We start from the raw sequence: 22947 nt of genomic DNA, 5'->3' as shown, positions 1-22947 counted from the left end.
GAAAGCGCACTCACATATGAACACTAACAATTTAAAATACTGCCTAATCTGTTCACAGTTCTATGCCAGAATTGTTCCAACAGGTAAAAGCCAGTTCATTTTGGAATTACAGGAAGACTGTAATCCACTTTGATCTGGCTTTTTTTAGTATATAAGAAAGGAGTGAGAAAATGACTGGTGCATTGGAGAATATTCGAGTACTGGATTTGTCCCGTGTTCTCGCAGGTCCTTACTGTACGATGATTTTAGGCGATCTTGGGGCAGAAGTAATTAAAGTCGAAGCCCCGGGCGGGAGTGATGAAACGCGTAAATGGGGCCCCCCTTTTCAAAAAGACGTGAGTGCTTATTACCTTTCCGCGAATCGGAATAAGAAAAGCATAACTGTTGATTTGAAATCAGATGAAGGTATCGAAGTTATTAAATCACTTGTTCAAGAAAGTGATGTCATTATTAATAACTTTAAATCAGGCACGATGAAACGATTCGGGTTGGATTATGAGACACTTACCGAACTAAACCCTGGGATTGTGTATTGTTCTATTACCGGCTTCGGGGAAACAGGGCCGCACAAAGACATGCCAGGCTATGATTTTATCATCCAAGCCATGAGTGGATTAATGAGCATAACAGGAGATGAAGAATCGGGACCACAAAAGTTGGGAGTAGCCATAACGGATGTTTTAACAGGTTTATATGCCTGTATCGGGATTCAAGGGGCATTGCTTGAGCGAACGTTATCCGGCAAAGGTCAGAAATTGGATCTGTCGCTATATGATTCTGCAGTGAGCTCGCTTGTAAATGTTGGCAGTAATTATTTAATGTCGGGAAAAGTCCCTACAGCTCTTGGAAATCATCATGCCAATATTGTGCCATACCAGACCTTCCGGGCGTTAGATGGTGAGATGGTCATCGCAGTAGGAAACGATAATCAATTCGCTAGGTTATGTACCATTCTGGAAAAACCCCAATTAAGTACGGATGAAAGATTTCAAACGAATCCGGATCGTGTGCAGCATCGGGAGGCATTAGTACCATTACTGCAGGAGGTTTTTTTAACAAATACAACAGCATTTTGGCAGAAAAAATGCCAGGAAAACAAAATACCATGCGGGCCAATTCACACGATTAAAGATGTAGCAAATGATCCGCAATTACAGGCTAGGAATATGTTTATTGAATATCATCATCCCACTGCAGGAGCAATAAAAATGATTGGAAGTCCACTGAAGCTATCACGAACCCCTGTTACGGTCCGGCATCATCCGCCTGATGCAGGTGAACATAATGAAGACATAGTAACACGATTTGAATTTAAAAAATAAATTTAAGGAGCTGAACAAGATGAATTTTAATTTTACAGAAGAACAGGAAATGTTACGCGATACGGTGAGAAGCTTCACAGATAAAGAAATTTTTCCATATATAGCAGATTGGGATCGAGAGGGCAAATTCGACCCTGAGATCATAACAAAGCTTGGTGAACTTGGGTTAATGGGTGTATGTATTCCTGAAGAATATGGTGGCAGCGGGATGGATTACAACTCCCTAGCGATTGTATGTGAGGAACTCGAACGAGGCGACACAACTTTTCGTACTGCTGTATCGGTCCATACAGGCTTGAACAGCATGACATTGCTGCAATGGGGCACTGAAGAACAGAAGAAAAAGTACCTCACCCCCAAGCAAAGGGTGAAAAACTTGGTGCTTATGGACTGACAGAGCCCGCAGCAGGTTCGGATGTCTCCGCACTACAGTCAACCGCTGTTAAAGAGGGAGATTACTATATATTAAATGGCCAAAAAACGTGGATTTCTCTATGTGATACAGCTGATCATTTTATCGTTTTTGCCTATACGAAAGACAGATCTGCAAAACATAAAGGGATTTCCGCATTTATTGTGGAGCGCTCGTGGGAAGGCTTTTCTTCCAAAGCTACGAAAGGAAAACACGGTATTCGTGCTGGTAACACTGGCGAGATATTTTTTGACCATATTAAAGTACCTAAGGAAAATCTGCTTGGCGAAGAAGGAGAAGGATTTAAAATTGCGATGGCCGCACTCGATAATGGCCGTTTCACGGTGGCTGCAGGAGCAGTTGGACAGATCATGGCATGCTTGGAAGCCAGTGTAAAATACAGTCATGAACGCGAAACTTTCGGCACAGAAATCGGCAAGCATCAACTTGTACAGCAAATGATCGCAAAAATGGAAGCAGGATTTCAAATGAGCCGCCTTCTCGTATATCGCGCCGGCGAATTGAAAAATCAAGGCGTGCGAAACACAAGGGAGACATCACTCGCAAAATGGCAGGCATGTGATTTTGCCAATAAAGCCGCTGATGATGCTGTTCAGATTCATGGAGCATACGGCTATTCGGATGAATACCCGGTTGAACGTTACCTGCGCAATTCCAAAGCTCCTGTCATTTATGAAGGAACCCGTGAGATTCATACCATAATGCAGGCAGAATATGTGTTAGGCTATCGTCAGGATAAACAGTTAAATAAAATGCTCCCGGCTTGGGATTTTGAAAAGCATGTAACGGTAGAGTAATTTTTTCATTTTTCGCATCTAATAAATTGATAAATGTTTGTTAGATGCGATATCCTTATGGAAAAGGGAGGGTTCAGACATGTTTGAAAAGTCAACGAAAATCATTTTTATTGATGGTAAATGGAAAGAGGTTGATGACGGCAAGGGAGTAGCGGTTTATAATCCTGCTACACTTGAGCCGATCACAGAGGTTGCAGATGGTGGCTCACGTGTTACAGAAGAAGCAATTCAGGCTGCGTCAAAAGCATTTCCTGGCTGGAGCGAATTAACCGGGCGTGAGCGGTCACGCATTCTGTATAAAGCATATGAACTGATGTCTGAAGATGCAGAGCGCTTAGGGGAAATTTTAACAACAGAGCAAGGAAAGCCTTTAAAAGAAGGAATTGGTGAGGTAAAGGGCGCTGCCAACTTTTTATTATGGTATTCAGAAGAAGCGAGCAGAGGTTACGGGGAGTGGATTCCCTCTTCCATTAAGTCAAAACGAATGCTTGTCATTCCACAACCTGTTGGTGTTGTTGGTGCTATTACCCCGTGGAATTTCCCGTCATCCATGATCACCCGAAAAATTGGGCCAGCATTAGCAGCCGGTTGTACGGTTGTATTGAAACCCGCACCGGAAACTCCCTTGTCAGCCATTGAAATTGTAAAGATTTTCGAACGCGCCGGCATGCCAGAAGGTGTTATTAATCTAGTAACCGGGGACGCTCAAGAAATCGGGAATGCAATGCTCAAAAGTAAAGAAGTACGCTTACTTACATTTACAGGCTCTACTGCAGTTGGAAAATACCTGATGCAGGAAAGCGCAGAACATGTGAAAAAGCTGTCACTTGAACTTGGTGGTCATGCACCCAGCGTTGTTTTTGAAGATGCGGATATCGATAAAGCCACAAGCCTTGTACTGGCCAGCAAGTTTAGAAACAATGGGCAAACCTGTATTTGCACGAATCGTTTATATGTCCATGAATCAATAGCAGATCAATTTACCGCAATGCTTACAGAAAAGGTGTCTCAATTAAAAATCGGCTCCGGTTTTGAAGAAGGGGTTGAGCTTGGACCATTAATTAATGAACAGGCTTCGGAAAAAGTTCACTCCCATCTGAGGGATGCAGTCGGAAAAGGTGCACAGGTGGTTCTTGGCGGCGCAGAATGGGAAGGCAATCTAGAAGGCTATTTCTATAAACCTACTGTTCTGACAGATATTTCAGATGACATGCTAATTATGAATGAGGAAACATTTGACCCAATTATACCCGTACAAACATTTAGCGATGAGACGGAAGTTTTACAAAAGGCAAATGATACAGATTACGGATTAGCAGCCTATATTTTTACAGAAAATACAAACCGAGCCATCCGCGCTTCTGAGAAATTAGAATATGGAATTGTTGGTGTGAATGATGTCTTCCCTGCCGTTGCAGAGGCTCCATTTGGCGGGATAAAACAATCCGGAAACGGCAAAGAAGGCGGGCATTATGGGATGGAGGAATTTTTGGAAATGAAATTTGTTTCGATTGGAATTGGATAGTGAACGCAAGAGGATGGTGACGCTATCGGTTGACTGTACGTTTCCCGGTTTGATGAAGCTCTCTCCCATTTCAGAGGGACTGTCTCCCGGTTTGACAGTAATCTCTCCCGGTTCCGAAGTGCCTTCTCTGATTTTTAAGATGCTCTACTATTTTGATCACTCCCCAGCGGAGTGATCAATTCCCAATGTAAGTCTCATACTGCTTATACAAATCCTTCAACGCTGATACAACAGCGCCCCCGGCTTTTCCTAAATAATGTTCTTTTACTTCCTCTACTGGTTTGTCGATGCCATCTTGCAAGCTGTGACCGCGAAGTAATTGCTGTACAAACTCTCTCCCATGAACTGTCGCTAAGGTACAACTGGCTGTTACAACAACGCCATATTTTTTATCTATTTCTGCAGTTATCGTTAATGTTTCATATATACTCTTTGCAGCCATTCCAGATGGAAGACGCGAATGGCCTGCTATAAATACGGTATTCACCTCTATTACTCCCCTTCTCTTTTATAACCTAATGTTCTTGATATTTTCTTTGCTGTCTCTAACGTTTTCAACTTTAAAATTTGTAGATTTTCTCCTTCGAAACGGCTGGATAATCCGCTTACCGCTAATGAGGCAATTACATCATTGCTGTAATTATAAATCGGATAAGATATACCTGTTGTATCCGCATCCTGTTCTCCGATGCTATACGCATAGCCGCTTTCCCGAATTGTCACTAATTCTTTCAGCAGCATTTTCTTATCTATTGGTTTATCATCCTTTAATGGATGTAATTCAGAGTTAGATAGAATTTCTGCCTGTCTTTCCGGTGGCAAAAAAGCCAGTAACATTTTAGGTCCCGAACCTATGTATAAGGGCGAGCTTTTCCCTATCCTGGTATACAACCTGAGCGCACGGTTACTTTCGACCTTCTCGATGTACGTGGCTTCCTGTTGATTCACAATCACCAAATGAACTACTTCATTTATATCTCGCGCCAAGGCTTCCATAAACGGCAAGGCCATTCCTCTTAACTCTAACTTATCGGAGACAATTTGTCCTAATTCAAGCAATTTCAGCCCCAAGCGATACTTGCTATCATGTTCATTTTCCTTTGTTTTATATAAAAAGCCATTTGCCTCAAGTGCTGATAACAAGCGATATGCTGTGGGTTTCGGTATACTTGCCCGATGGGAAATTTCTTTTAACGTTAGCTCATGATTATCTTCGGTAAATAAATCCAACAGTTTTAATGCCTTGGTCACACTTTGATTCATCTCGCCACCTCCCCTCTTATATGTAAAAAAATTTCCCTCTGCTATCAAGCAGAGGGAAATAACCTACATATTCACTCGGTATTTTTCTGCATTTTCTTTTTCTATAATAGTAACACCGCGTTTTGCCATTTTGTTGATATACACCTCACCGGGGACGATTTTCTCTGGTGGATATACACCTTTTTTAGAAATGGTCCCATTACCAATCATCTGAGCGACGACGGATATCGTGTTTGCGGTGGCTCGGGCCATAGCCGTAACATTAGTCTTTCTATCTTTATATGTTGTCATTTCATATTCGTAGACTGCTGGGGCACCTTGTTTTTCGCCGCTAACGACGACCCTTAATAAGACAGCGTCGTCTTTTTCACCAAGCTCAACGACAGGATCCAGTACTTTTAGCAAAACTTGGCGCGGATTAATTTGTTGCCCGTTAACATCAACTTGATAATCCATCCTGGTTAGATTTAAATCCACTAGTAATTTAAATTTTTCAGCATGACCGGGATAGCGAATTGTCTTATACTCCAATGTTTTCAGATCAGGATACGAAAGCGATAAGGTCGATGTCCCTCCTGATGTATGGAATGCCTCCAAGGGGCCGAATTTTTCAAAATGAACACGTTCAACCTCTGACAGTGATGCTATTTCCTGTTTAATCCCATTGCGGATAATCAAGGACGGGTCTGTGTAATGATCAAAGACGCCCTCCATGGAAAAGACATGATTATACTCGAATGGCGGCTCTGGTTTTACCGGAATTCCACCAACATACAATTTTATAGACTCCGGGTTATCTAATTTACTAGCTCCGTGTCCTGATAGAATATTAATCATACCAGGTGCAACACCAAGATCGGGTATCAATGTAACTCCCGCTTGTTTGGCATCTTCCTTCATTGCTAACACTTTATCGGTCACATGCCCAATATGGCCACCTAGATCTACAGAATTTACCCCCATTTGAATCGCTGTTTTTGCAACAATTTCATTAAAAGAGTAAAATAACGCATTGATAATAACATCAAAATGCCGCATATAATTTGCCAGTTCAACCTCGTCACTGGCATTCACTTGATATGCCATCAGTTTTGATGAATCTAATTGATCTACAACCTGCTTTGCTCGGTTTACGTCAATATCTGCTAACCCAACAGCCGTTACATCTTCGCTTGCCACTAAGTCACGTGCGGCTTCTTTCCCCATTAAACCTGACCCTAATACACCGATTTTCATACAATTCCCCCTTGCGAAAAATTGATCAACAAATCTTATATATTAATCCACATCAATTTGTGCGCGCTGCAGTTTGCCACTGTAATCAACGTAAATAGCCTTCCACTCTGTAAACACATCCAACGCCTGCACGCCAGAATCACGATGCCCGTTCCCTGTACCTTTTGTGCCACCAAATGGCAGATGGATTTCCGCACCTGTGGTCCCTGCATTAACATAAACGATCCCGGTATCCAGATCACGCTGTGCTTGGAACACACGATTGACATCAGTTGTGAAGATCGAGCTTGAAAGTCCAAAAGCAACACCATTATTTACCTCAATCGCCTCTTCAAAACTCTTAACCGGGATTAAGGAGACAACCGGCCCGAAAATTTCCTCTTGAGAAATACGCATATCTGCAGTTGCATCCGAAAATAATGTTGGTGCAAAATAATTTCCTTTTCCCTGATCCCCAGCATTCAGTTCATAGCCACCCGCAAGTAATTTAGCACCTTCTTCTTTTCCGATTTCCATATATCCGTTAATTTTATCCATCCCAGCTTTGTTAATAATAGGACCAACCTTGATCGATTCATCCAAACCATTACCGATGGTTAACTCCTCCATCTTAGCAAGCAAGCGCTCTTCTAGCGTTTCTTTCACCTTTTCATGCACGATCACACGACTACATGCTGTACAGCGTTGCCCGCTCGTTCCAAATGCACTCCATAAGATACCTTCCACTGCGAGATCCAGATCTGCATCATCCATCACAATGACAGCATTTTTCCCGCCCATTTCCAAGGACACTTTTTTCAACTGTTTTCCACATTCACTAGCAATATTGCGCCCTGTAGCGTCCGATCCAGTAAATGAAATAACACGGATATCCTTATGCTGAACCATAGCATCTCCCACGCTGGATCCTGAGCCAAATACGACATTCAACACTCCATCAGGCAAACCGGCTTCTTCAAATATTTTTGCAAGTTCGTAAGCCATAATTGGGGTTTCTGTTGCAGGTTTCCAGATTACAGCATTTCCGGCAACGATAGCAGGAAAAGACTTCCATGTAGCGATAGCAATTGGAAAGTTCCATGGTGTAATAATTCCAACAACACCAACCGGAACACGCTGGCTCATCGCAAATTTGTCTTTCAGTTCCGCTGGTGTAGTCTGCCCAAATAGGCGACGCCCTTCGCCAGCCATATAAAAGGCCATATCAATCCCTTCTTGTACTTCTCCACGTGCCTCTTCCAGTACCTTTCCATTTTCCATTGTAAGTAATTGGGAAAGTCTTTCTTTACGTTCTTTCATAAGGTAGCCAACCTGATAGAGTACTTCCGCACGTTGTGGTGCTGGTACTAGTGCCCAATCTTTCTGAGCTTTCTTTGCCCCGGCAACAGCATGATCGACGCTAGATGCATCCGACAGCGGTACCTCCACAATCGCCTCATTTGTTGCCGGGTTGATCACCGGTGCAGTACTACTCACATCTACCCATTCTCCGTTAATATAATTTGCTAGTTTGTTTGTTTCCAATGATACAACTGTCATGAAAAATACCTCCTACAAAGAATTTTTATTTCACCGATCACGTATTTGCGTAATCGTTGATGAAACAGAGATTTGTTCCTTGCCTGTTATAATTTCAATTACTGCTGGTCGTAGCTTTTGTATTGCTTGGTCAAAGGCTACTTCAAATTCTTCTATTGTACGTACGGAATATCCATCAGCGCCCACACTAATTGCTAAATCTTTAAAAGAAACATCACCCAAGTCAGTTGCCTCTACTTTTTTTGGATAATGCATTTCCTGATGCATGCGAATGGTACCATACATATTATTGTTAAAAACGAGACATATGACAGGAATATTATTTCTCACCGCTGTTTCCAGTTCCTGACCTGTCATCATAAATCCGCCATCACCGGATAAGGAAACGACTATTTTCTCCGGAAAGGCGAGTTTCGCGCCGAGTGCTGCAGGCATCCCATACCCCATCGCTCCTGAAGTCGGACCAACATACGTATGTTTTTCTCGGAATGGATAGAAAGCATGGAGCCATCCGGCAAAATTCCCTGCATCTGTTGTTAGGAGTGCATTTTGGGGAAGTCTTTTTGCTATGTGTGCGATAATCTGCTTATTGATCACGTCATCTGCTGAAGCTTCTATTCGACTCACCTTCTCATATGCTTGTCGTCGTGCGTTAGCCCAACTCCCCCAGGCACCATCTATCTCCATGTACATCAATACTTGTAATGCCTCTTTCAAATCTGCCACGATTCCAATATCTGGCCCGTAGACCTTCCCAATCGTGTCATGATCAATCGCTACGTGAATCAATTTTTTATCCGGTCTAATAATCGAATAATCCTGTGTCGTTACTTCAGAAAGCCTCGTACCAAGCGCGATAATCACATCCGCTTGATTGACGGTTTGAAGAATCTCCCTATTCGTACCAAGACCGAGATGCCCTGCGTATAAGGGATGATCATTTGGAAAAGCGTCCTGACGACGAAAAGCTGCGAGTACCGGAATCTTGTATTTTTCTGCAAAAGCTACTAAATCATCTTCTGCTTGTGCATTTTTCACCCCGCCTCCAGCTATAATCACCGGTTTTTTGGCTGTTGTAAGGAGTCTCTCAACAAGCGTAACTTCCTGCTGTGATGGCGCAGGCTTCGGTATAGACGTCACAGGTCCAAAGTGCATTTCTGCTTCTTCAGGCAAAACATCTTCCGGCAATGCGATGACAACAGGGCCTGGTCTTCCTGATTTTGCAATTCGAAATGCGCGTTGTACTATTTCCGGCATGCGCTCAGCATCAGTCACCTCTACAGCCCATTTTGCAATATGCCCGAAATACCTGTCTAAATCTACTTCCTGAAATCCTTCTCTTCCCCTGAATTTCCGATGAACCTGACCTAAGAAAACAACCATTGGTGTAGAATCCTGATAGGCTGTATGTACACCGATGGATAGATTTGCTGCTCCTACCGCCCTTGTGGCAAGCACGATACCTGGCTTTAAAGCAGCTTTCGCATACCCTTCTGCCATAAATGCAGCCCCGCCCTCATGTCTGGTAGAAATAACATCAATCGAAGGCTCATCATGCAGCGCATCCAACACAGGCAAATAGCTCTCACCGGGCACACAGAACGTCTTATCAGCACCTTCCTTTTTCATACATGCTACAATAGCTTGAGCTGCGGTCATTTTCACTTAGGCTTCACCCCCTAAATCAAGCTGTTTCAATCGATTTATAACTTCATCAAGACGTTCTACAGTTACCGTTAATGCGATACGAAAATAGCCTTCACCCAACGAACCAAAAGCAACTCCAGGTGTCACAATAACACCTGCCTCTTCCAATAGTTTATTTGCAAAATCAATGGAATAAAACCCGTCCGGAACTTTTGCCCAAAGGAAAATCGTCCCTCTTGGTTTTTCCGCATAAATCCCCATCTCTTTTAGAGCAGCATACATTTTTTCCATGCGTTCTTTATATATACTGTTCATTGCTTTTACGGTGGAAAAGTCGCTTCCGAGCGCGGCAGCGGCAGCTTTTTGGATAGGAAGAAATTGACTTGTATCCATATTGCTTTTTAATGTTGCTAATGCTTGAATAACATCTCTATTGCCAACAACATAGCCAATTCGCCAACCGGTCATATTGAAACTTTTCGATAGTGATCCGAATTCTACTGCACAGGTCTTGGCGCCAGGGACTTGCATGATGCTTGGTGCCCTGTAGCCATCAAATGTCACCAAATCATACGCCGCATCATTCACAAGCAAAAGATTGTTTTCGACAGCAAATGACATCGCTTTCACAAAAGTGTTTGAATCAATAGTAGCCGCTGTTGGATTGCTTGGGTAATTTAAAAACAGAAGCTTCGAGCGATCGACATCCTTTTTTTCCAGTTCATTAAATTGTGGAACATATCCGTTTTCTGCATCCAGTGGCAAAGGAATATTTTCCCCGTCTGCTAAATGTACGCTCGTTTGATAAACAGGATATCCGGGGTTTGGCAAAATTACCGCATCACCTGGATTAATTACTGCTTGAAATAGATGTGCGATACCTTCTTTTGACCCAATTAATGTCAATACCTCTGTATCCGGATCCAAGTCAACTGCATAATGTCTTTTATAAAAATCCGCAACAGCCTCTTTAAATTCAGAACTGCCGCTATAGGTAGAGTACCTGTGGTTAACTGGCTTTTTAGCTTCCTCCACCAGCTTATCATATACAAAATTGGGCGCAGGTAAATCCGGAGCTCCGATACCTAGATCAATAACGTCTACCCCATTCGCCTCCAAATGTTTTTTCTTGCGTTGAAGTTCGGAAAATAAATACGGTGGTAAGTTTCTCACTTTGTCCGAAACAAAAGACATTCCCATCCCCCTATTTCAATAATTGAAACGTCATTTTATATATCTAACAATAGTATATACCCATATTTTATAATTTGCAATATTATTAAAGTGATAACTGTATTATTTCTCATAAGTATTTTTGCTTTTAAATCTTCGCTGTTGATATAAAAGACGACGTAATGTGCAATAAGAATTGTCACTACGTCGTATTCTCTATCTTTTGTGTCAAAAACAATAACTTTTAGACTTTCACATACAAAATTAACTTCGTTTGTTAAAATGAAACTACCTATACAAAAAGAGGTGTACTGCAATGAAGACCGATAAAAGCTATGCACAACATTTAGATCAGCAAGACAATCTAAAAAACTTTCGAAACGAATTTTATATTCCGAACGACACGATTTATTTTGACGGTAATTCATTAGGACTTATGTCTAAACGGGCTGAAACGACTGTAAATACACTGATGAATGCCTGGAAGACCTATGCAATCGATGGATGGACAGAGGGAAAGCATCCCTGGTTTTACTTATCCCAAAAGCTTGGAAAAATGTCCGCACCTTTAGTTGGAGCTAAACCAGAAGAGGTTATCGTAACAGGGTCGACAACAACTAATCTGCATCAGCTTGTTGCAAGCTTTTTCCAACCTGAAGGAAATAAAACAAAAATCCTTGCAGATGAATTGAACTTCCCTTCAGATATCTATGCATTAAAAAGCCAATTGAGACTACATAATCTCAATCCGGTAGACCATTTAATTCAGGTGAAAAGCAATGATGAAAACACGCTCAAAACGCAAGACATTATTGATGCGATGACGAATGACATTGCGCTCATTATTCTGCCAGGCGTACTCTATCGAAGTGGTCAAATTTTAGATATGGAAAAACTAACAAGGGAAGCGCATAAACGCGGCATCCTAATTGGCTTTGATTTATGCCATTCGATTGGATCTATTCCTCATCAATTATCCGATTGGGACGTCGACTTTGCTTTCTGGTGTACGTATAAGCATTTGAACGGAGGTCCCGGCAGTGTTGGGGGATTGTATATGAATGAGAAACACTTTGGCAACGAACCGGGACTTGCTGGTTGGTTTAGCTCATCCAAAGAAAAGCAATTCGATATGGAGCACACCCTTACACCAGCTGGCGACGTGGGAGCATACCAAATTGGCACACCGCATGTATTAAGTGCCGCGCCGTTACTCGGATCTCTGGAAATGTTCCAGGAAGCAGGGATAAATCACATCCGCCAAAAATCGCTCCAATTGACGAATTATTTAATGGAATTGATTGAAACCAAACTAACCGATTACAATTTTACAATTGCGAACCCAAAAGATGAGAGCATGCGCGCGGGCCATGTTTATTTGAAACATCCGGAAGCTGCTCGTATTTGCAGGGCATTAAAAGCAGATAAAGTCATCCCGGATTTTCGTAATCCGAATGGCATACGTCTAGCACCTGTCGCCTTATACAATACATTTGAAGAGGTCTGGCAAATGGTACAAATTTTAAAAACCATCATGGATGAAGAACGCTATAAAAAATATGAAAATAAACGAGGTGTAATCGCATAATGTCAAATTGGATAGATATTTCTCAGTCGCTAACAAATGAAATCGCACAATTTCCAGGAGATACTCCCTTCTCCTATTCACCTACGTTCACAAAAGAAGAAACTGGCCCTGCTAATATCGGGCAAATGACAACAAGCTTACATATTGGCACACATATCGATGCACCATTTCATTATGACTCAGCAGGAAAGACAGTAGAACAGCTGGATCTGGACTTGTATATCGGAAAGGCAATTGTCATCGATGTAAGTCATACAGATAAAATAACTGCAGCAGTCTTACAGGAATTTGAATGGGAGAATGTACCCCGAGTTTTATTACGCACCTCCCTACCGAATAACCCGAAACATTTTCCGGATCAAATACCAAATCTCGATCCTGATATCGCAGCCTTTTTACAGGAAAAAGGCGTAGCATTATTAGGTGTTGATATACCATCGGTCGACGCCCCCGACAGTAAAGAGCTAGAGACACATCATGCACTTTACAGAAATGGTATTAATATTTTAGAAAATATTATGCTCGATCGTGTAGAGGAAGGTCTTTATGAATTAGTCGCACTGCCACTGGCCATTCACGGTGCTGACGGCAGCCCGGTTCGTGCAGTTTTACGTCCCATCAATGAGGAGAATGAATCATGACAGATAAGTATACTAGTGATACATTTAAATCAGAAGAAGGCATCCATACTGACTTCATTGAAAAAATGACCTATGGCGACTATCTGCAGCTTGATACTTTATTATCGAGTCAAAAAAGGTTATCCGGCCATCATGATGAAATGTTATTCATTATCATTCATCATGTCAGCGAGCTTTGGCTCAAACTAACCATTCATGAAATACAGGGTGCCATCACTGCTATTCAACAAGGTGATCTGCAAGCTTCCTTTAAAATGCTGGCACGTGTTTCTAATATCCAACGACAGATGATTCAAGCATGGGACGTTTTATCAACGTTGACTCCAGCAGAATACATGGAATTCCGTGGGAAATTAGGCAATGCATCTGGCTTTCAGTCCTATCAATACAGACTTGTAGAATTTGTACTTGGCTATAAAACATCTTTTATCCTGAAGATCTATGAAAAGGATCCAGAGATTTATGCCATGTTAGAAAAGGCATACCAATCCCCAGGGCTTTATGATGTTGCAATTGAAACACTGGCTGGAGTTGGCTTTCCGATTAATGAAGCCATTTTAAAGCGTGATTTTTCAAAAACATATGAGAAGGATGCATCTGTTGAACAGGCCTGGCTTACTGTTTATAAAAACGTCGATCAATACTGGGAACTATACCAGTTGGCAGAAAAACTGGTGGATATTGAAGATTCATTTCAGCAATGGCGCTTTAAACATATGAAAACCGTAGAACGAATTATCGGCCATAAAACGGGAACTGGCGGGTCTTCTGGCGTTGGCTATTTAAAGAACGTACTGGACCATTATTTTTTCCCGGAATTATGGGATATTCGAACAGAAATGTAGAAGTAAGACTTGACTTCTAGTCGAAAGGTCAATAAAATTTGTCCAACAAATCAAAAAAGGTATATCAGAAAGGAAGTCGTACAATGCCAGCTAAAAACGATCAATGGGCCACAAAGCTTGGCTTTATTTTATCATCCGCAGGGGCTGCAATCGGCCTTGGTGCTATATGGAAGTTCCCTTATATGACGGGAATGAACGGTGGCGGTGCTTTTTTCCTGCTATTTATTTTATTTACGGTTATTATTGGACTGCCTATTTTACTTGCCGAATTCATTATCGGCAGAGGATCACAAAAGGAAGCGGTCAGTGCCTATAAAACGCTTGCACCTAAAAGTGGCTGGTCATCCATTATCGGACGCTGGGGTGTTGTCGGTGCATTCCTCCTTATGTCCTTCTATAGTGTGGTAGGCGGCTGGGTGTTAATTTACAGCGCTATGTCCATTCCTGGGATGGTCATTCAGGACAACACCGATTATGAAGCATTATTTGCGACGATTACTGGAAATCCGTTGATCGTGATTTTCGGTCTCGCGTTATTTATAATCATTAACATAATCGTTGTTTCATTTGGGATCAAAAATGGGATTGAGAAGGCAAGTAAAGTATTAATGCCCTTATTATTTGTCTTTTTCATTATTCTCGTCATTCGTGCGTTAACCTTTGAAGGTGCTATGGGAGGATTATCATTTTTCCTGCAGCCGGACTTTTCACAAATTACTGGTGAAGGTGTTCTGTATGCACTTGGGCAATCCTTTTTTTCCTTAGCTGTCGGATTCTCGGTGATGGTCACCTACAGCTCTTATTTAAATAAAGATATCAGTCTTCCAATGTCCGCAGGGTCTGTGTCGATTATGAACATATTCGTTTCACTGCTAGCCGGTTTAGCTATATTCCCTGTTGTATTCGCGTTTGGGCTTGAACCAACGGAAGGACCTGGATTACTGTTCATGGTTTTACCGGAGGCTTTTGCACAGATGCCATTTGGTGAGGTCTTCCTAAGTCTGTTTCTTTTGTTATTCTTATTTGCGATACTGACATCGTCATTCAGCATGCTGGAAATTATCACTTCTGCTTTCACAGAAAAAAAACAACGATCTCGAAGAAAAGTCGCTGCCGTAGCTGGTATGATTGTTTTTATTGCAGGAATCCCAGCAGCATTGTCATCAAATGTCTTAGCGGATTTTACCATTTTCGGTTTAACCGTATTTGACGCAACTGACTATCTCGTAAGTAACATCCTGCTTCCTGGTGGCTGTTTACTAATTGCTTTATTCATTGGCTTTAGAATGGATAAAACACTTATAAAAGAGGAGTTTTCCTATAGTAATAAATTATCTCCCGGACTTTATCAAGTATGGTTTCAGATTATGCGATGGGTCGTTCCTGCTACGATTATAATCGTTTTCTTGGGATCAATGTAGGAAGGATATTTTCGTAAGTATTGTTGCTTTAAATCTACCTGCGGGAGCTAAAGGCCTAGGTGAGACTCCGTAGTGCGCCAACACAAGGAGGCTCACCAGCCGCCCTAAGGTGCGCGTAGTGTATTTCCGTAGCGGTATACTACGTCGCATTCTTATCAAAAGCAACAATTTTTTAGAAAACAGCCTATAGAAAAGATGTCGGATTGGTGGAAATTGGCGGTAGAGTCGATTTCCTTTATTTGGTATAAATACTACGTTAGAATAAGGAGCGAATTAGATGGCACAAAAAATTTTAATTGTCGGTGGAGTTGGCGGTGGAGCAACTGTTGCGGCTCAAATTCGCAGGAATGATAAGGAATCTGAAATTATTATGTTTGATAAAGGTGATCATATCTCTTTCTCTAATTGCGGGATGCCCTATTATATTGGAAAAGTCGTCGAAAGTAGAGATGATTTATTAATACCTGCATCTACATTTAGTGAAAAATATGATGTCACAATAAGAACAGGATCTGAAGTTACAAGTATTGACCGCCAAAACAAACAAATTCAGGTAAGAAATGAATCAGATATATACAAAGAAACTTATGACAAACTAATCCTAGCACCAGGCGCATCAGCCGTCGTTCCAAACGTGACAGGAAGAAATGAAGCTTGTATATTTTCCTTGCATACGGTTCCAGACATGGATGAAATACACAATTATATCAAAACTAATCAGCCAAAGACCGCAGCAATCATCGGAGCTGGTTTTATTGGTTTGGAAATGGTCGAAAATCTGCATGCCTTAGGATTGGATTGTACGATCATTGATAGATCTGACCAGGTAATGAAATCAGTCGATAAAAATATGGCTGCTATCATTGAAGACCACCTAAACGAAAAAGGTGTTAAGCTAATTTTAGACGATGGGCTGGCCGGCTATTCTAATGAAGGGAAAACGATCCAGCTTAACAGCGGAAATTCCTTACATGCAGATATGACAATCATGGCAACAGGAGTTAAACCAAATACGCGTCTTGCTATTGATGCATCCTTAAAACTCGGAAATACAGGCGCCATCTCTGTAAGTGAATACATGCAGACGACTGATCCGGATATTTATGCGTTAGGTGATGCTGTTGAAACAAAGGATTTAATTGCACAAACACCAAGACATACAGCTCTTGCATGGCCGGCACACAGACAAGCTTTTATTATCGCCAGTCATCTCAGTGGTGAAAACATTCCATATAAAGGGACGCTCGGATCGTCTATTTTAAAGGTGTTTGACCTAACCGTTGGAGCAACAGGACATAACAGTGCCACTTTGAAAAATTTAGGGTATACATTTAAAGAAGCTACATTACAATCTTATTCTCATGCCGGATACTATCCCGGATCTGATAAGCTCTGGTTGAAAATTTTATTTAATGATAAAACAGGAAGTCTATATGGAGCGCATGTCGTCGGATTTGACGGGGTCGATAAACGGCTTGCAGTGCTGACAACAGCCATCACAGCCAAACTAACTGCAAGGGATCTGCCTGAATTGGAACTTGCCTACGCACCTCCTTATTCTAGTCCAAAGGATCCTGTTAATGTTCTTGGTTATAAAGCATCAGCGATGATTGATTGAACAAAATCGTTAAAAAGTTGGTTTAATCAATCAAGACTGTTTTCTAAATTGTGGCTTTTGACACAAAAGATATAAAAGACGACATAATGAAAATTCTAATGATAGTTGGGTGCTTAGACTTCGCTCCGGAAACACATTTCGCGCACCTTAGGGCGGCTGGTGAGCCCCCTCGTGCTACGCACTCCGGGTCTCGCCTAGGCCTTTCCTCCCGCAGGAGTCTACATGTGTTTCCTCCGCTGAGTGTTCCGGTTTTTGCCGCTAAATTGCATTAGTAATCAGTATTCAAACCATCTCACCAGTTCGGGTCAGCGAAGGGCGGTGACTCCTGCGGGAATAGCACGTGTCCGAAGACCTGAGAGTGGTTTTCTCGAGGGGCTGAGGCCGTGCCCGCGGAAAGCATCCGCCCTTCGCTGACCCGAACGGTGATTATAGCAAACAGTAACTGCTTCGTCTTCTACATCAACTACGAAGATTTTAAATACCAACCATACTTACGAAAAGAGCCTAAATCAAAAATCCCAGCCGTAAATTTCAGCTGGGATTTCATTGCTTATAAATCTTCTTCAAAACGGTACACAAGTGTAAAATTATTTTCATCCAGTAGCTCTGCAACATGGACACGGACTCCATGTCCAAATACAACTTCATCCTCTGTCATTGCAACAATCATTGCTTTTGTATCATTTCTGACATCAATATAGATATCGCCTACTACCGGTTTTAATGTATTATCTTTCTCTGATAAATAAGTAATGGACTCATCTTCAATTTGCTGTGCTTCCGGCACCAGGTTTTTATCACGATAGGCAATTTCCTGGCTGGCATCTGACTTTCCAGGAACCATAACAACATATTCACTATGTTTTACACCATTATCTTTTGTTGTGACTACATTTCCATCTTCAATACTCTCTACTTTCTCAATCTCATTAAGGGAGTAATGATCCAGAAAATCCGGCGTTGGTTTTATGATTAGAATATAATCACCTGGCTCTGGCCTCAAATCTTTATTAATTGTATACCGCTTTCCATAAAAGATAAATGTGTCATTATGCTGAGGTCTATACAATTCAATGTCAGCAGCTCTTGTCAAAAATTGCTGCATATCCTTCAATCGATATAGATGAATCGATTTTCTAAACACGGGTTTTACAGAATACACTTTGTGCAATTCATTATTATAAAACACAAATTGCCCTTTTCTTACCTGATAAAGTTTCATTAAATTACCTCCTATATAACCTTGTAATTTTATAACTGCATTTATTAGAAAACTTGGTTGCCACCAAGCCTTTCGGTGACAGCCTTAGTTGCAATATGCAGTAAGAAATATGGATATACTTTTATTACTGCTGAAAATGAAGTTCTGCATATAGATAGTTTCCCTTACTAGTATACGTTTTAAACCTTAAAATAATCAGAAATCAGTTCAATTTATCCGAAAGCCTATCGTACAACTTCATCCATGTGTCCGAATGCCAGATCAGTATCAACCTCACCTAAGATGCGCGTTGTTGTAATTCGCTCCCCACGAAGCCACCTGTCAAAATCAAAAATAACCGGCTTACGGTCACCACCTAAAGCAAACCATGCTTTCCGTTGCTTCGGAAAATAAGCAGATGTATGAATAGTTCCTGCCCAGTTCTTATATTTATCGGAAAAAATACCTCTATCTGTATCATTCATCATCCGAAATGCTTGGTATTCGTCCGTAGCCTTGCTTTGCTGCTGCCTGATAGCTTCTACTCGTTTATATGAATCATCTAAATGATGACGATTTTCTTCTTTTAATACTTCGAAGTGATTGGTACAGACATTTGACTGACGAACTTCCACTCCTCTTGGTGTCGCTTCAATGACATATGTTTCCTCGTTTTCATCTAATACGACATAACTGAATGAGTGGCGATGCGGTATTTCCTTCAGGAGCGAAATTGCCTCAAAAACATTAGCGCAGTTTTCCAGGATCATTCGCCCAATCATGTTACAGATAAACCCCTCACCAGGTTTCCTCCGGTGGATAAAATTATAGCCCATCGCGAGCCCTTTCTCATTCATCCCGTCCATCCGCCCTGTAATCCGCTGGGATGGACCGATAACAGCATAGCCCTGATCCTTCGGTTGAAAAATCGTATAACGTCCCTCATATGTTCTTGGATGAAAATCATAATTTCGAATCATATAATTAGAGTCTGTGAAAATAGAACATCCACTCTTAACATAGTCAAGCCGATATCCACCAAATTCTTTTAAAACCTCTTCCATCGGCATTTGCAGGCCATCCTGAAGGCCGATAAGCTCATCCCAAATCCCCGGAGCAAACGGTAAAATCGCTCGTTTTACTTCATTCTCACTAATGGAAAAACGCTGCTTTCTGATTTGCCATTGCTTCCTACGATTTGTAATTGTAATAGAACCCTTTAATAATTCCCCCTGCATATAGCCAAAATCATAGTGACTTCCTCGAAATTGGATAATATCGCTATATATATGTTGCATGAATTAATCCCTCATCTTTTCATTTTCTACCCTTAGTTTACTCGATATGGAAGAAAAATGAAATAAAGATTTTCACAAAAGATTATATTTTTCTTTTCGTCTTCTTTATTTTAAAGAAAAGCCTTGTCATCCACAGAGCGAGGAACGCAACTACTATGTCAATAAGGAATAAATAAAATAGATTCATGCCATTATGCATTCGCAGTAAGTCCACGATCATTGAAATTCCACCAAACCCACATCCAAAAATGAAGGAAGCGACAATAGCATAAAGGTAAAAATTTTTACCCTTATTGGTACAATATTGATACAGCAGCATGAAAGTTACTGGAAGTACAACGGCCGTTACCGTGACCCCAGCAGGAATGAACCCGGTCAGGGTGTGGGGATGGCTGAGATAATTTTGTGCGGTTAAAAAATTATCCACATTTGACCACAGCACATGTACCGTGTAACCATAAAAGGAAATTTCGAATAACCTTTCTCTGTCGATTGCGAAGTAGAGGATAATAAATGGTATCACAACACTTGCCAGGTTAAACCAAAAAAACCATGTGCTCATATCCGAATAGAGGTTCCAGTAATTAGAATAAGCATCACTAAGTTGTTCCCTCAATTCATAAATTCGTTGATACATTTGGGCTTCACTCATTGGTTAGACCACCTAAATAAGATGCTATACTATAGCTTGTATCTATAACACCAATCTTATTCAGGTAGTATATTATTTGTTTTCCAACTCCTCCACCATCAGTGAAAGTTCTTCCCAACGCTCCATCTTAGCCTCAAGTTCCGCTTCTGTCTTCTCCTGCTCGGCAAATAACTCCTGAACTTTTTCCGAATTACTGCCTGCATCTATAATCTCTTGCTGTAATTCTTCTACTCTTTCTTCCAACTCCATGATCTGATCCTCAATTTGGTTCCATTCTTTTTGCTCATGGTACGAGAGCTTTTTCTTCTGTTTTTTTGGCCGCTGCTCTACTTTATCAGGTTTCGCTTGCTTCTCTGAAACCTCATGGACTTCCTCTAAATACGCACTATAGTTTCCAAAAAAGCGTTTTACTTCCCCACCACCTGTAAACACGAGCAACTGATCCACAACCCGATCCAAGAAGTAACGATCATGGGACACCGTAATCACCACGCCAGGGAATTGATCCAAATAATCTTCCAGTACACTTAATGTAGTAGTATCCAGATCATTTGTTGGTTCATCCAAAAATAGTACATTCGGTTCCGTCATTAGCACTTTAAGCAAATACAAGCGCCGTTTTTCCCCGCCGGAAAGCCTGCGAATATAGGTCCACTGCTCCGGTCTAGAAAATAAAAATCGCTCCAGCATCTGCTCCGCCGTAATCACTGACTGATCTTTTGTATGAACGACTTCAGCAACCTCTTTAATATAATCAATCACCCGCATGTTACCGTCGAGTTCTTCCTCACCTTGTGTATAATAGCCGATTTTAACGGTTTCCCCTATGTTGACTTCACCTAGATCAGGCCTTATCCGCTCCGCCATTATATTAAGCAACGTCGTTTTCCCGGAACCATTTGGCCCAACAATTCCGATACGATCATGCGGTACAACTAGATGACTGAAATCCCTCAATAGCTTCTTACTGTCATAGGCTTTTTCAATATCCTCTAATTCAATGACTTGTTTTCCTAAACGGGTGGACCCTACCTGAAAATCTACATCCTGCTTTTTTGTATCAAAGGTAGTCTTCTTCATTTCAGAAACACGGTCAACTCTCGCCTTTTGTTTTGTCCCTCTAGCTTTTACGCCGCGTTTTAACCAGGCAATTTCACGTTTTAATGTGTTTTGATGCTTCTGTTTGTTACGCTCTTCCAGTTCTTCACGCTCTGCCTTTTTTTCTAAAAACACTTCATAATTACCTTCATAGATATATAAATTTCCCTTATCCAACTCAAAAATCCGATTGGTTACCCGATTTAAAAAATATCTATCATGGGTAACGAGCAATAGCGATCCTTTATACCCTTGCAAAAATTTCTCCAGCCACTCGACCGTTTCATTATCCAAATGGTTGGTCGGCTCATCCAGTATTAATAAATTCGCTGGCTGAATGAGGGCTTTTGCTATTGCCACACGTTTTTTCTGTCCTCCAGAAAGCTCCGTGACATTTTTATCAAAATCTGTTATTCCTAATTTTGTCAGTACTGTTTTTGCGGTGGTATTCGCTTCCCAAGCTTCATGCTCGTCCATTTTTTGCTGCATTTTAAGTAGTTGGGACTGTACGTCGTCACTACCTGGGTTATTTTGCAAGCGTTGCAGCGCTCGCTCATAGCCACGCATGACCTGCATAATGGCAGAATCCCCATAATAAATTTGTTCAATCACCGTTAAGCTCCCATCAAGCTCCGGGTCCTGAGGCAGATATTCAATATGATAATCTTTTGGATGCTTAATCGTTCCTTTCTCCGGTGCATCTACACCAGCTATTGCTTTTAAAAAGCTGGACTTTCCCGTACCATTGACACCGATGAGACCAATGCGTTCCTGCTCGGTAATCGTGCATGAAATGTCGTTAAATAATATCTTTTCACCATATGATTTATATAAATTTTCAATGTTAAGCATATGCTAACCCTTCCTCACGCTTTTTCAGCAGCTATTCTGTATTGTTCCTTTTATTACTGATCCACGTTTTAACGATGATAACGAGTAAAAACAGAAGCCAAGACGTAACAATATAAAATATGGCTTGACTCATCGTATTCATATCAGAAAAAAAGAAAGCCATCCCTGTCCAAATAACAGCTATGATGATAAATTGTGTAACTAATAGTTTGATGGTAAACGCCCCCGTTCATAAATAGCCTTCCTACTAGTTTATCGTACTCATAGCTGATTTTCCATCTAAAAAGCCGAGAAAGCTGAACGCAGTCGCTTTCCCGGCTTTCTATTATTCCTCGATTACTTTTATGAGGTTTGCCATTTCAATCGCAGACACTGCTGCTTCTGCTCCTTTGTTTCCAGCCTTGGTTCCTGCACGTTCCACTGCTTGTTCAATCGTTTCTGTTGTGAGGATCCCAAAGATTACCGGCTTTCCGGATTGGACAGATGCATTGGATACACCCTTGGCAGCTTCATTACATACATAATCAAAATGCGGCGTTGAGCCTCGAATCACCGTACCTAGCGTAATCACTGCATCATAAGCTGGATTGTTTGCCATTTTCCCGGCAATTAAAGGGATCTCAAATGCACCGGGAACCCATGCGATATCTATATTATCATCCGTTACCCCATGTCTTTTCAATGTGCCAACTGCACCCTCCAGTAATTTACCAGTGATAAATTCATTAAATCTCGCTACAACAATTCCTATTTTCAAATCACTGCCTACCAGATTTCCTTCAAGTGTTCTTCCCATTA

At 41.3% G+C, this 22947-nt stretch carries 18 protein-coding genes and 1 pseudogene; 8 read left to right on the top strand and 11 right to left on the bottom strand.

The window, feature by feature from the left end; translation table 11 throughout:
• Positions 1–170 precede the first annotated feature (170 nt).
• From KFZ58_RS05105 to KFZ58_RS05095, 3 genes and pseudogenes are all read left to right on the top strand, one after another.
• Positions 171–1322 (top strand): CaiB/BaiF CoA transferase family protein, encoded by a 1152-nt coding sequence (locus tag KFZ58_RS05105; RefSeq protein WP_235793750.1) that lies wholly within the window; start codon positions 171–173, stop codon positions 1320–1322.
• A gap of 19 nt (positions 1323–1341) precedes the next feature.
• A pseudogene (locus KFZ58_RS05100) lies at positions 1342–2552 on the top strand (acyl-CoA dehydrogenase family protein).
• A 79-nt stretch (positions 2553–2631) separates the two neighbouring features.
• Positions 2632–4077 (top strand): NAD-dependent succinate-semialdehyde dehydrogenase, encoded by a 1446-nt coding sequence (locus KFZ58_RS05095; RefSeq protein ID WP_235793749.1) that lies wholly within the window; start codon positions 2632–2634, stop codon positions 4075–4077.
• 175 nt (positions 4078–4252) lie between these two features.
• On the opposite strand, the gene KFZ58_RS05090 is transcribed toward KFZ58_RS05095, so the two are convergent.
• From KFZ58_RS05090 to KFZ58_RS05065, 6 genes are all read right to left on the bottom strand, one after another.
• Positions 4253–4564 (bottom strand): DUF3870 domain-containing protein, encoded by a 312-nt coding sequence (locus KFZ58_RS05090; RefSeq protein WP_235793748.1) that lies wholly within the window; start codon positions 4562–4564, stop codon positions 4253–4255.
• Positions 4565–4569: 5 nt separating this feature from the next.
• Entirely contained in the window at positions 4570–5340 is a 771-nt protein-coding gene (locus KFZ58_RS05085; RefSeq protein WP_235793747.1) for an IclR family transcriptional regulator, read from the bottom strand.
• Between the two features lie 63 nt (positions 5341–5403).
• A complete protein-coding gene (locus KFZ58_RS05080; protein WP_235793746.1) occupies positions 5404–6576 on the bottom strand; it encodes a saccharopine dehydrogenase family protein in 1173 nt (390 codons plus the stop codon).
• A gap of 42 nt (positions 6577–6618) precedes the next feature.
• Positions 6619–8115: an aldehyde dehydrogenase family protein gene (locus KFZ58_RS05075; RefSeq protein WP_235793745.1), complete on the bottom strand. Its 1497-nt coding sequence runs from the start codon at positions 8113–8115 to the stop codon at positions 6619–6621.
• A 30-nt stretch (positions 8116–8145) separates the two neighbouring features.
• Positions 8146–9774 (bottom strand): thiamine pyrophosphate-dependent enzyme, encoded by a 1629-nt coding sequence (locus tag KFZ58_RS05070; RefSeq protein WP_235794666.1) that lies wholly within the window; start codon positions 9772–9774, stop codon positions 8146–8148.
• Positions 9775–9780: 6 nt separating this feature from the next.
• Positions 9781–10956 carry an LL-diaminopimelate aminotransferase gene (locus KFZ58_RS05065; RefSeq protein WP_235793744.1) on the bottom strand — a complete coding sequence of 392 codons (1176 nt, stop codon included), beginning with the start codon at positions 10954–10956 and terminating at the stop codon, positions 9781–9783.
• Positions 10957–11251: 295 nt separating this feature from the next.
• On the opposite strand from KFZ58_RS05065, the gene kynU reads away from it, so the two are divergent.
• The 5 genes from kynU (at position 11252) to KFZ58_RS05040 (ending at position 17048) form a co-directional block, all read left to right on the top strand.
• Entirely contained in the window at positions 11252–12523 is a 1272-nt protein-coding gene (kynU, locus tag KFZ58_RS05060; protein WP_235793743.1) for a kynureninase, read from the top strand.
• Positions 12523–13164: an arylformamidase gene (gene kynB / locus KFZ58_RS05055; protein ID WP_235793742.1), complete on the top strand. Its 642-nt coding sequence runs from the start codon at positions 12523–12525 to the stop codon at positions 13162–13164. The genes kynU and kynB overlap by 1 nt, the downstream gene beginning before the upstream one ends.
• Positions 13161–14009 carry a tryptophan 2,3-dioxygenase gene (kynA, locus tag KFZ58_RS05050; protein ID WP_235793741.1) on the top strand — a complete coding sequence of 283 codons (849 nt, stop codon included), beginning with the start codon at positions 13161–13163 and terminating at the stop codon, positions 14007–14009. The genes kynB and kynA overlap by 4 nt, the downstream gene beginning before the upstream one ends.
• An 83-nt stretch (positions 14010–14092) precedes the next feature.
• Positions 14093–15430 (top strand): sodium-dependent transporter, encoded by a 1338-nt coding sequence (locus tag KFZ58_RS05045; protein WP_235793740.1) that lies wholly within the window; start codon positions 14093–14095, stop codon positions 15428–15430.
• A 277-nt stretch (positions 15431–15707) separates the two neighbouring features.
• Entirely contained in the window at positions 15708–17048 is a 1341-nt protein-coding gene (locus KFZ58_RS05040; protein ID WP_235793739.1) for a CoA-disulfide reductase, read from the top strand.
• A 550-nt stretch (positions 17049–17598) separates the two neighbouring features.
• Here KFZ58_RS05040 and KFZ58_RS05035 read toward each other — a convergent pair.
• The 5 genes from KFZ58_RS05035 to ribH all read right to left on the bottom strand — a co-directional run bounded on the left by KFZ58_RS05035 (position 17599) and on the right by ribH (position 22945).
• Positions 17599–18270 carry a hypothetical protein gene (locus KFZ58_RS05035; protein WP_235793738.1) on the bottom strand — a complete coding sequence of 224 codons (672 nt, stop codon included), beginning with the start codon at positions 18268–18270 and terminating at the stop codon, positions 17599–17601.
• A 224-nt stretch (positions 18271–18494) separates the two neighbouring features.
• Entirely contained in the window at positions 18495–19547 is a 1053-nt protein-coding gene (locus KFZ58_RS05030; RefSeq protein ID WP_235793737.1) for a C45 family autoproteolytic acyltransferase/hydrolase, read from the bottom strand.
• Between the two features lie 82 nt (positions 19548–19629).
• Positions 19630–20199 (bottom strand): hypothetical protein, encoded by a 570-nt coding sequence (locus KFZ58_RS05025; RefSeq protein ID WP_235793736.1) that lies wholly within the window; start codon positions 20197–20199, stop codon positions 19630–19632.
• Positions 20200–20271: 72 nt separating this feature from the next.
• On the bottom strand, positions 20272–22149 hold the full coding sequence (locus tag KFZ58_RS05020; protein ID WP_235793735.1) for an ABC-F family ATP-binding cassette domain-containing protein: 1878 nt from the start codon (positions 22147–22149) through the stop codon (positions 20272–20274).
• Between the two features lie 325 nt (positions 22150–22474).
• The gene (gene ribH, locus KFZ58_RS05015; protein ID WP_235793734.1) at positions 22475–22945 is read right to left on the bottom strand and encodes a 6,7-dimethyl-8-ribityllumazine synthase; all 471 of its coding nucleotides are present in this window, start codon (positions 22943–22945) and stop codon (positions 22475–22477) included.
• Positions 22946–22947: the final 2 nt, after the last annotated feature.

It is taken from the genome of Virgibacillus sp. NKC19-16 (assembly GCF_021560035.1).
Classification (GTDB): domain Bacteria; phylum Bacillota; class Bacilli; order Bacillales; family Amphibacillaceae; genus Virgibacillus_L; species Virgibacillus_L salidurans.
Note: the sequence above shows the minus strand (reverse complement) of the source record. Positions and strands in the feature narration are given on the sequence as shown.

Coding starts and splice junctions, on each gene's coding strand:
- KFZ58_RS05105 (WP_235793750.1), top strand. CDS start 171: ATGACTGGTGCATTGGAGAATATTCGAGTACTGGATTTGTCCCGTGTT.
- KFZ58_RS05095 (WP_235793749.1), top strand. CDS start 2,632: ATGTTTGAAAAGTCAACGAAAATCATTTTTATTGATGGTAAATGGAAA.
- KFZ58_RS05085 (WP_235793747.1), bottom strand. CDS start 5,340: ATGAATCAAAGTGTGACCAAGGCATTAAAACTGTTGGATTTATTTACC.
- KFZ58_RS05080 (WP_235793746.1), bottom strand. CDS start 6,576: ATGAAAATCGGTGTATTAGGGTCAGGTTTAATGGGGAAAGAAGCCGCA.
- KFZ58_RS05075 (WP_235793745.1), bottom strand. CDS start 8,115: ATGACAGTTGTATCATTGGAAACAAACAAACTAGCAAATTATATTAAC.
- KFZ58_RS05070 (WP_235794666.1), bottom strand. CDS start 9,774: ATGACCGCAGCTCAAGCTATTGTAGCATGTATGAAAAAGGAAGGTGCT.
- KFZ58_RS05065 (WP_235793744.1), bottom strand. CDS start 10,956: ATGTCTTTTGTTTCGGACAAAGTGAGAAACTTACCACCGTATTTATTT.
- kynU (WP_235793743.1), top strand. CDS start 11,252: ATGAAGACCGATAAAAGCTATGCACAACATTTAGATCAGCAAGACAAT.
- kynB (WP_235793742.1), top strand. CDS start 12,523: ATGTCAAATTGGATAGATATTTCTCAGTCGCTAACAAATGAAATCGCA.
- kynA (WP_235793741.1), top strand. CDS start 13,161: ATGACAGATAAGTATACTAGTGATACATTTAAATCAGAAGAAGGCATC.
- KFZ58_RS05045 (WP_235793740.1), top strand. CDS start 14,093: ATGCCAGCTAAAAACGATCAATGGGCCACAAAGCTTGGCTTTATTTTA.
- KFZ58_RS05040 (WP_235793739.1), top strand. CDS start 15,708: ATGGCACAAAAAATTTTAATTGTCGGTGGAGTTGGCGGTGGAGCAACT.
- KFZ58_RS05035 (WP_235793738.1), bottom strand. CDS start 18,270: ATGAAACTTTATCAGGTAAGAAAAGGGCAATTTGTGTTTTATAATAAT.
- KFZ58_RS05030 (WP_235793737.1), bottom strand. CDS start 19,547: ATGCAACATATATATAGCGATATTATCCAATTTCGAGGAAGTCACTAT.
- KFZ58_RS05025 (WP_235793736.1), bottom strand. CDS start 20,199: ATGAGTGAAGCCCAAATGTATCAACGAATTTATGAATTGAGGGAACAA.
- KFZ58_RS05020 (WP_235793735.1), bottom strand. CDS start 22,149: ATGCTTAACATTGAAAATTTATATAAATCATATGGTGAAAAGATATTA.
- ribH (WP_235793734.1), bottom strand. CDS start 22,945: ATGGGAAGAACACTTGAAGGAAATCTGGTAGGCAGTGATTTGAAAATA.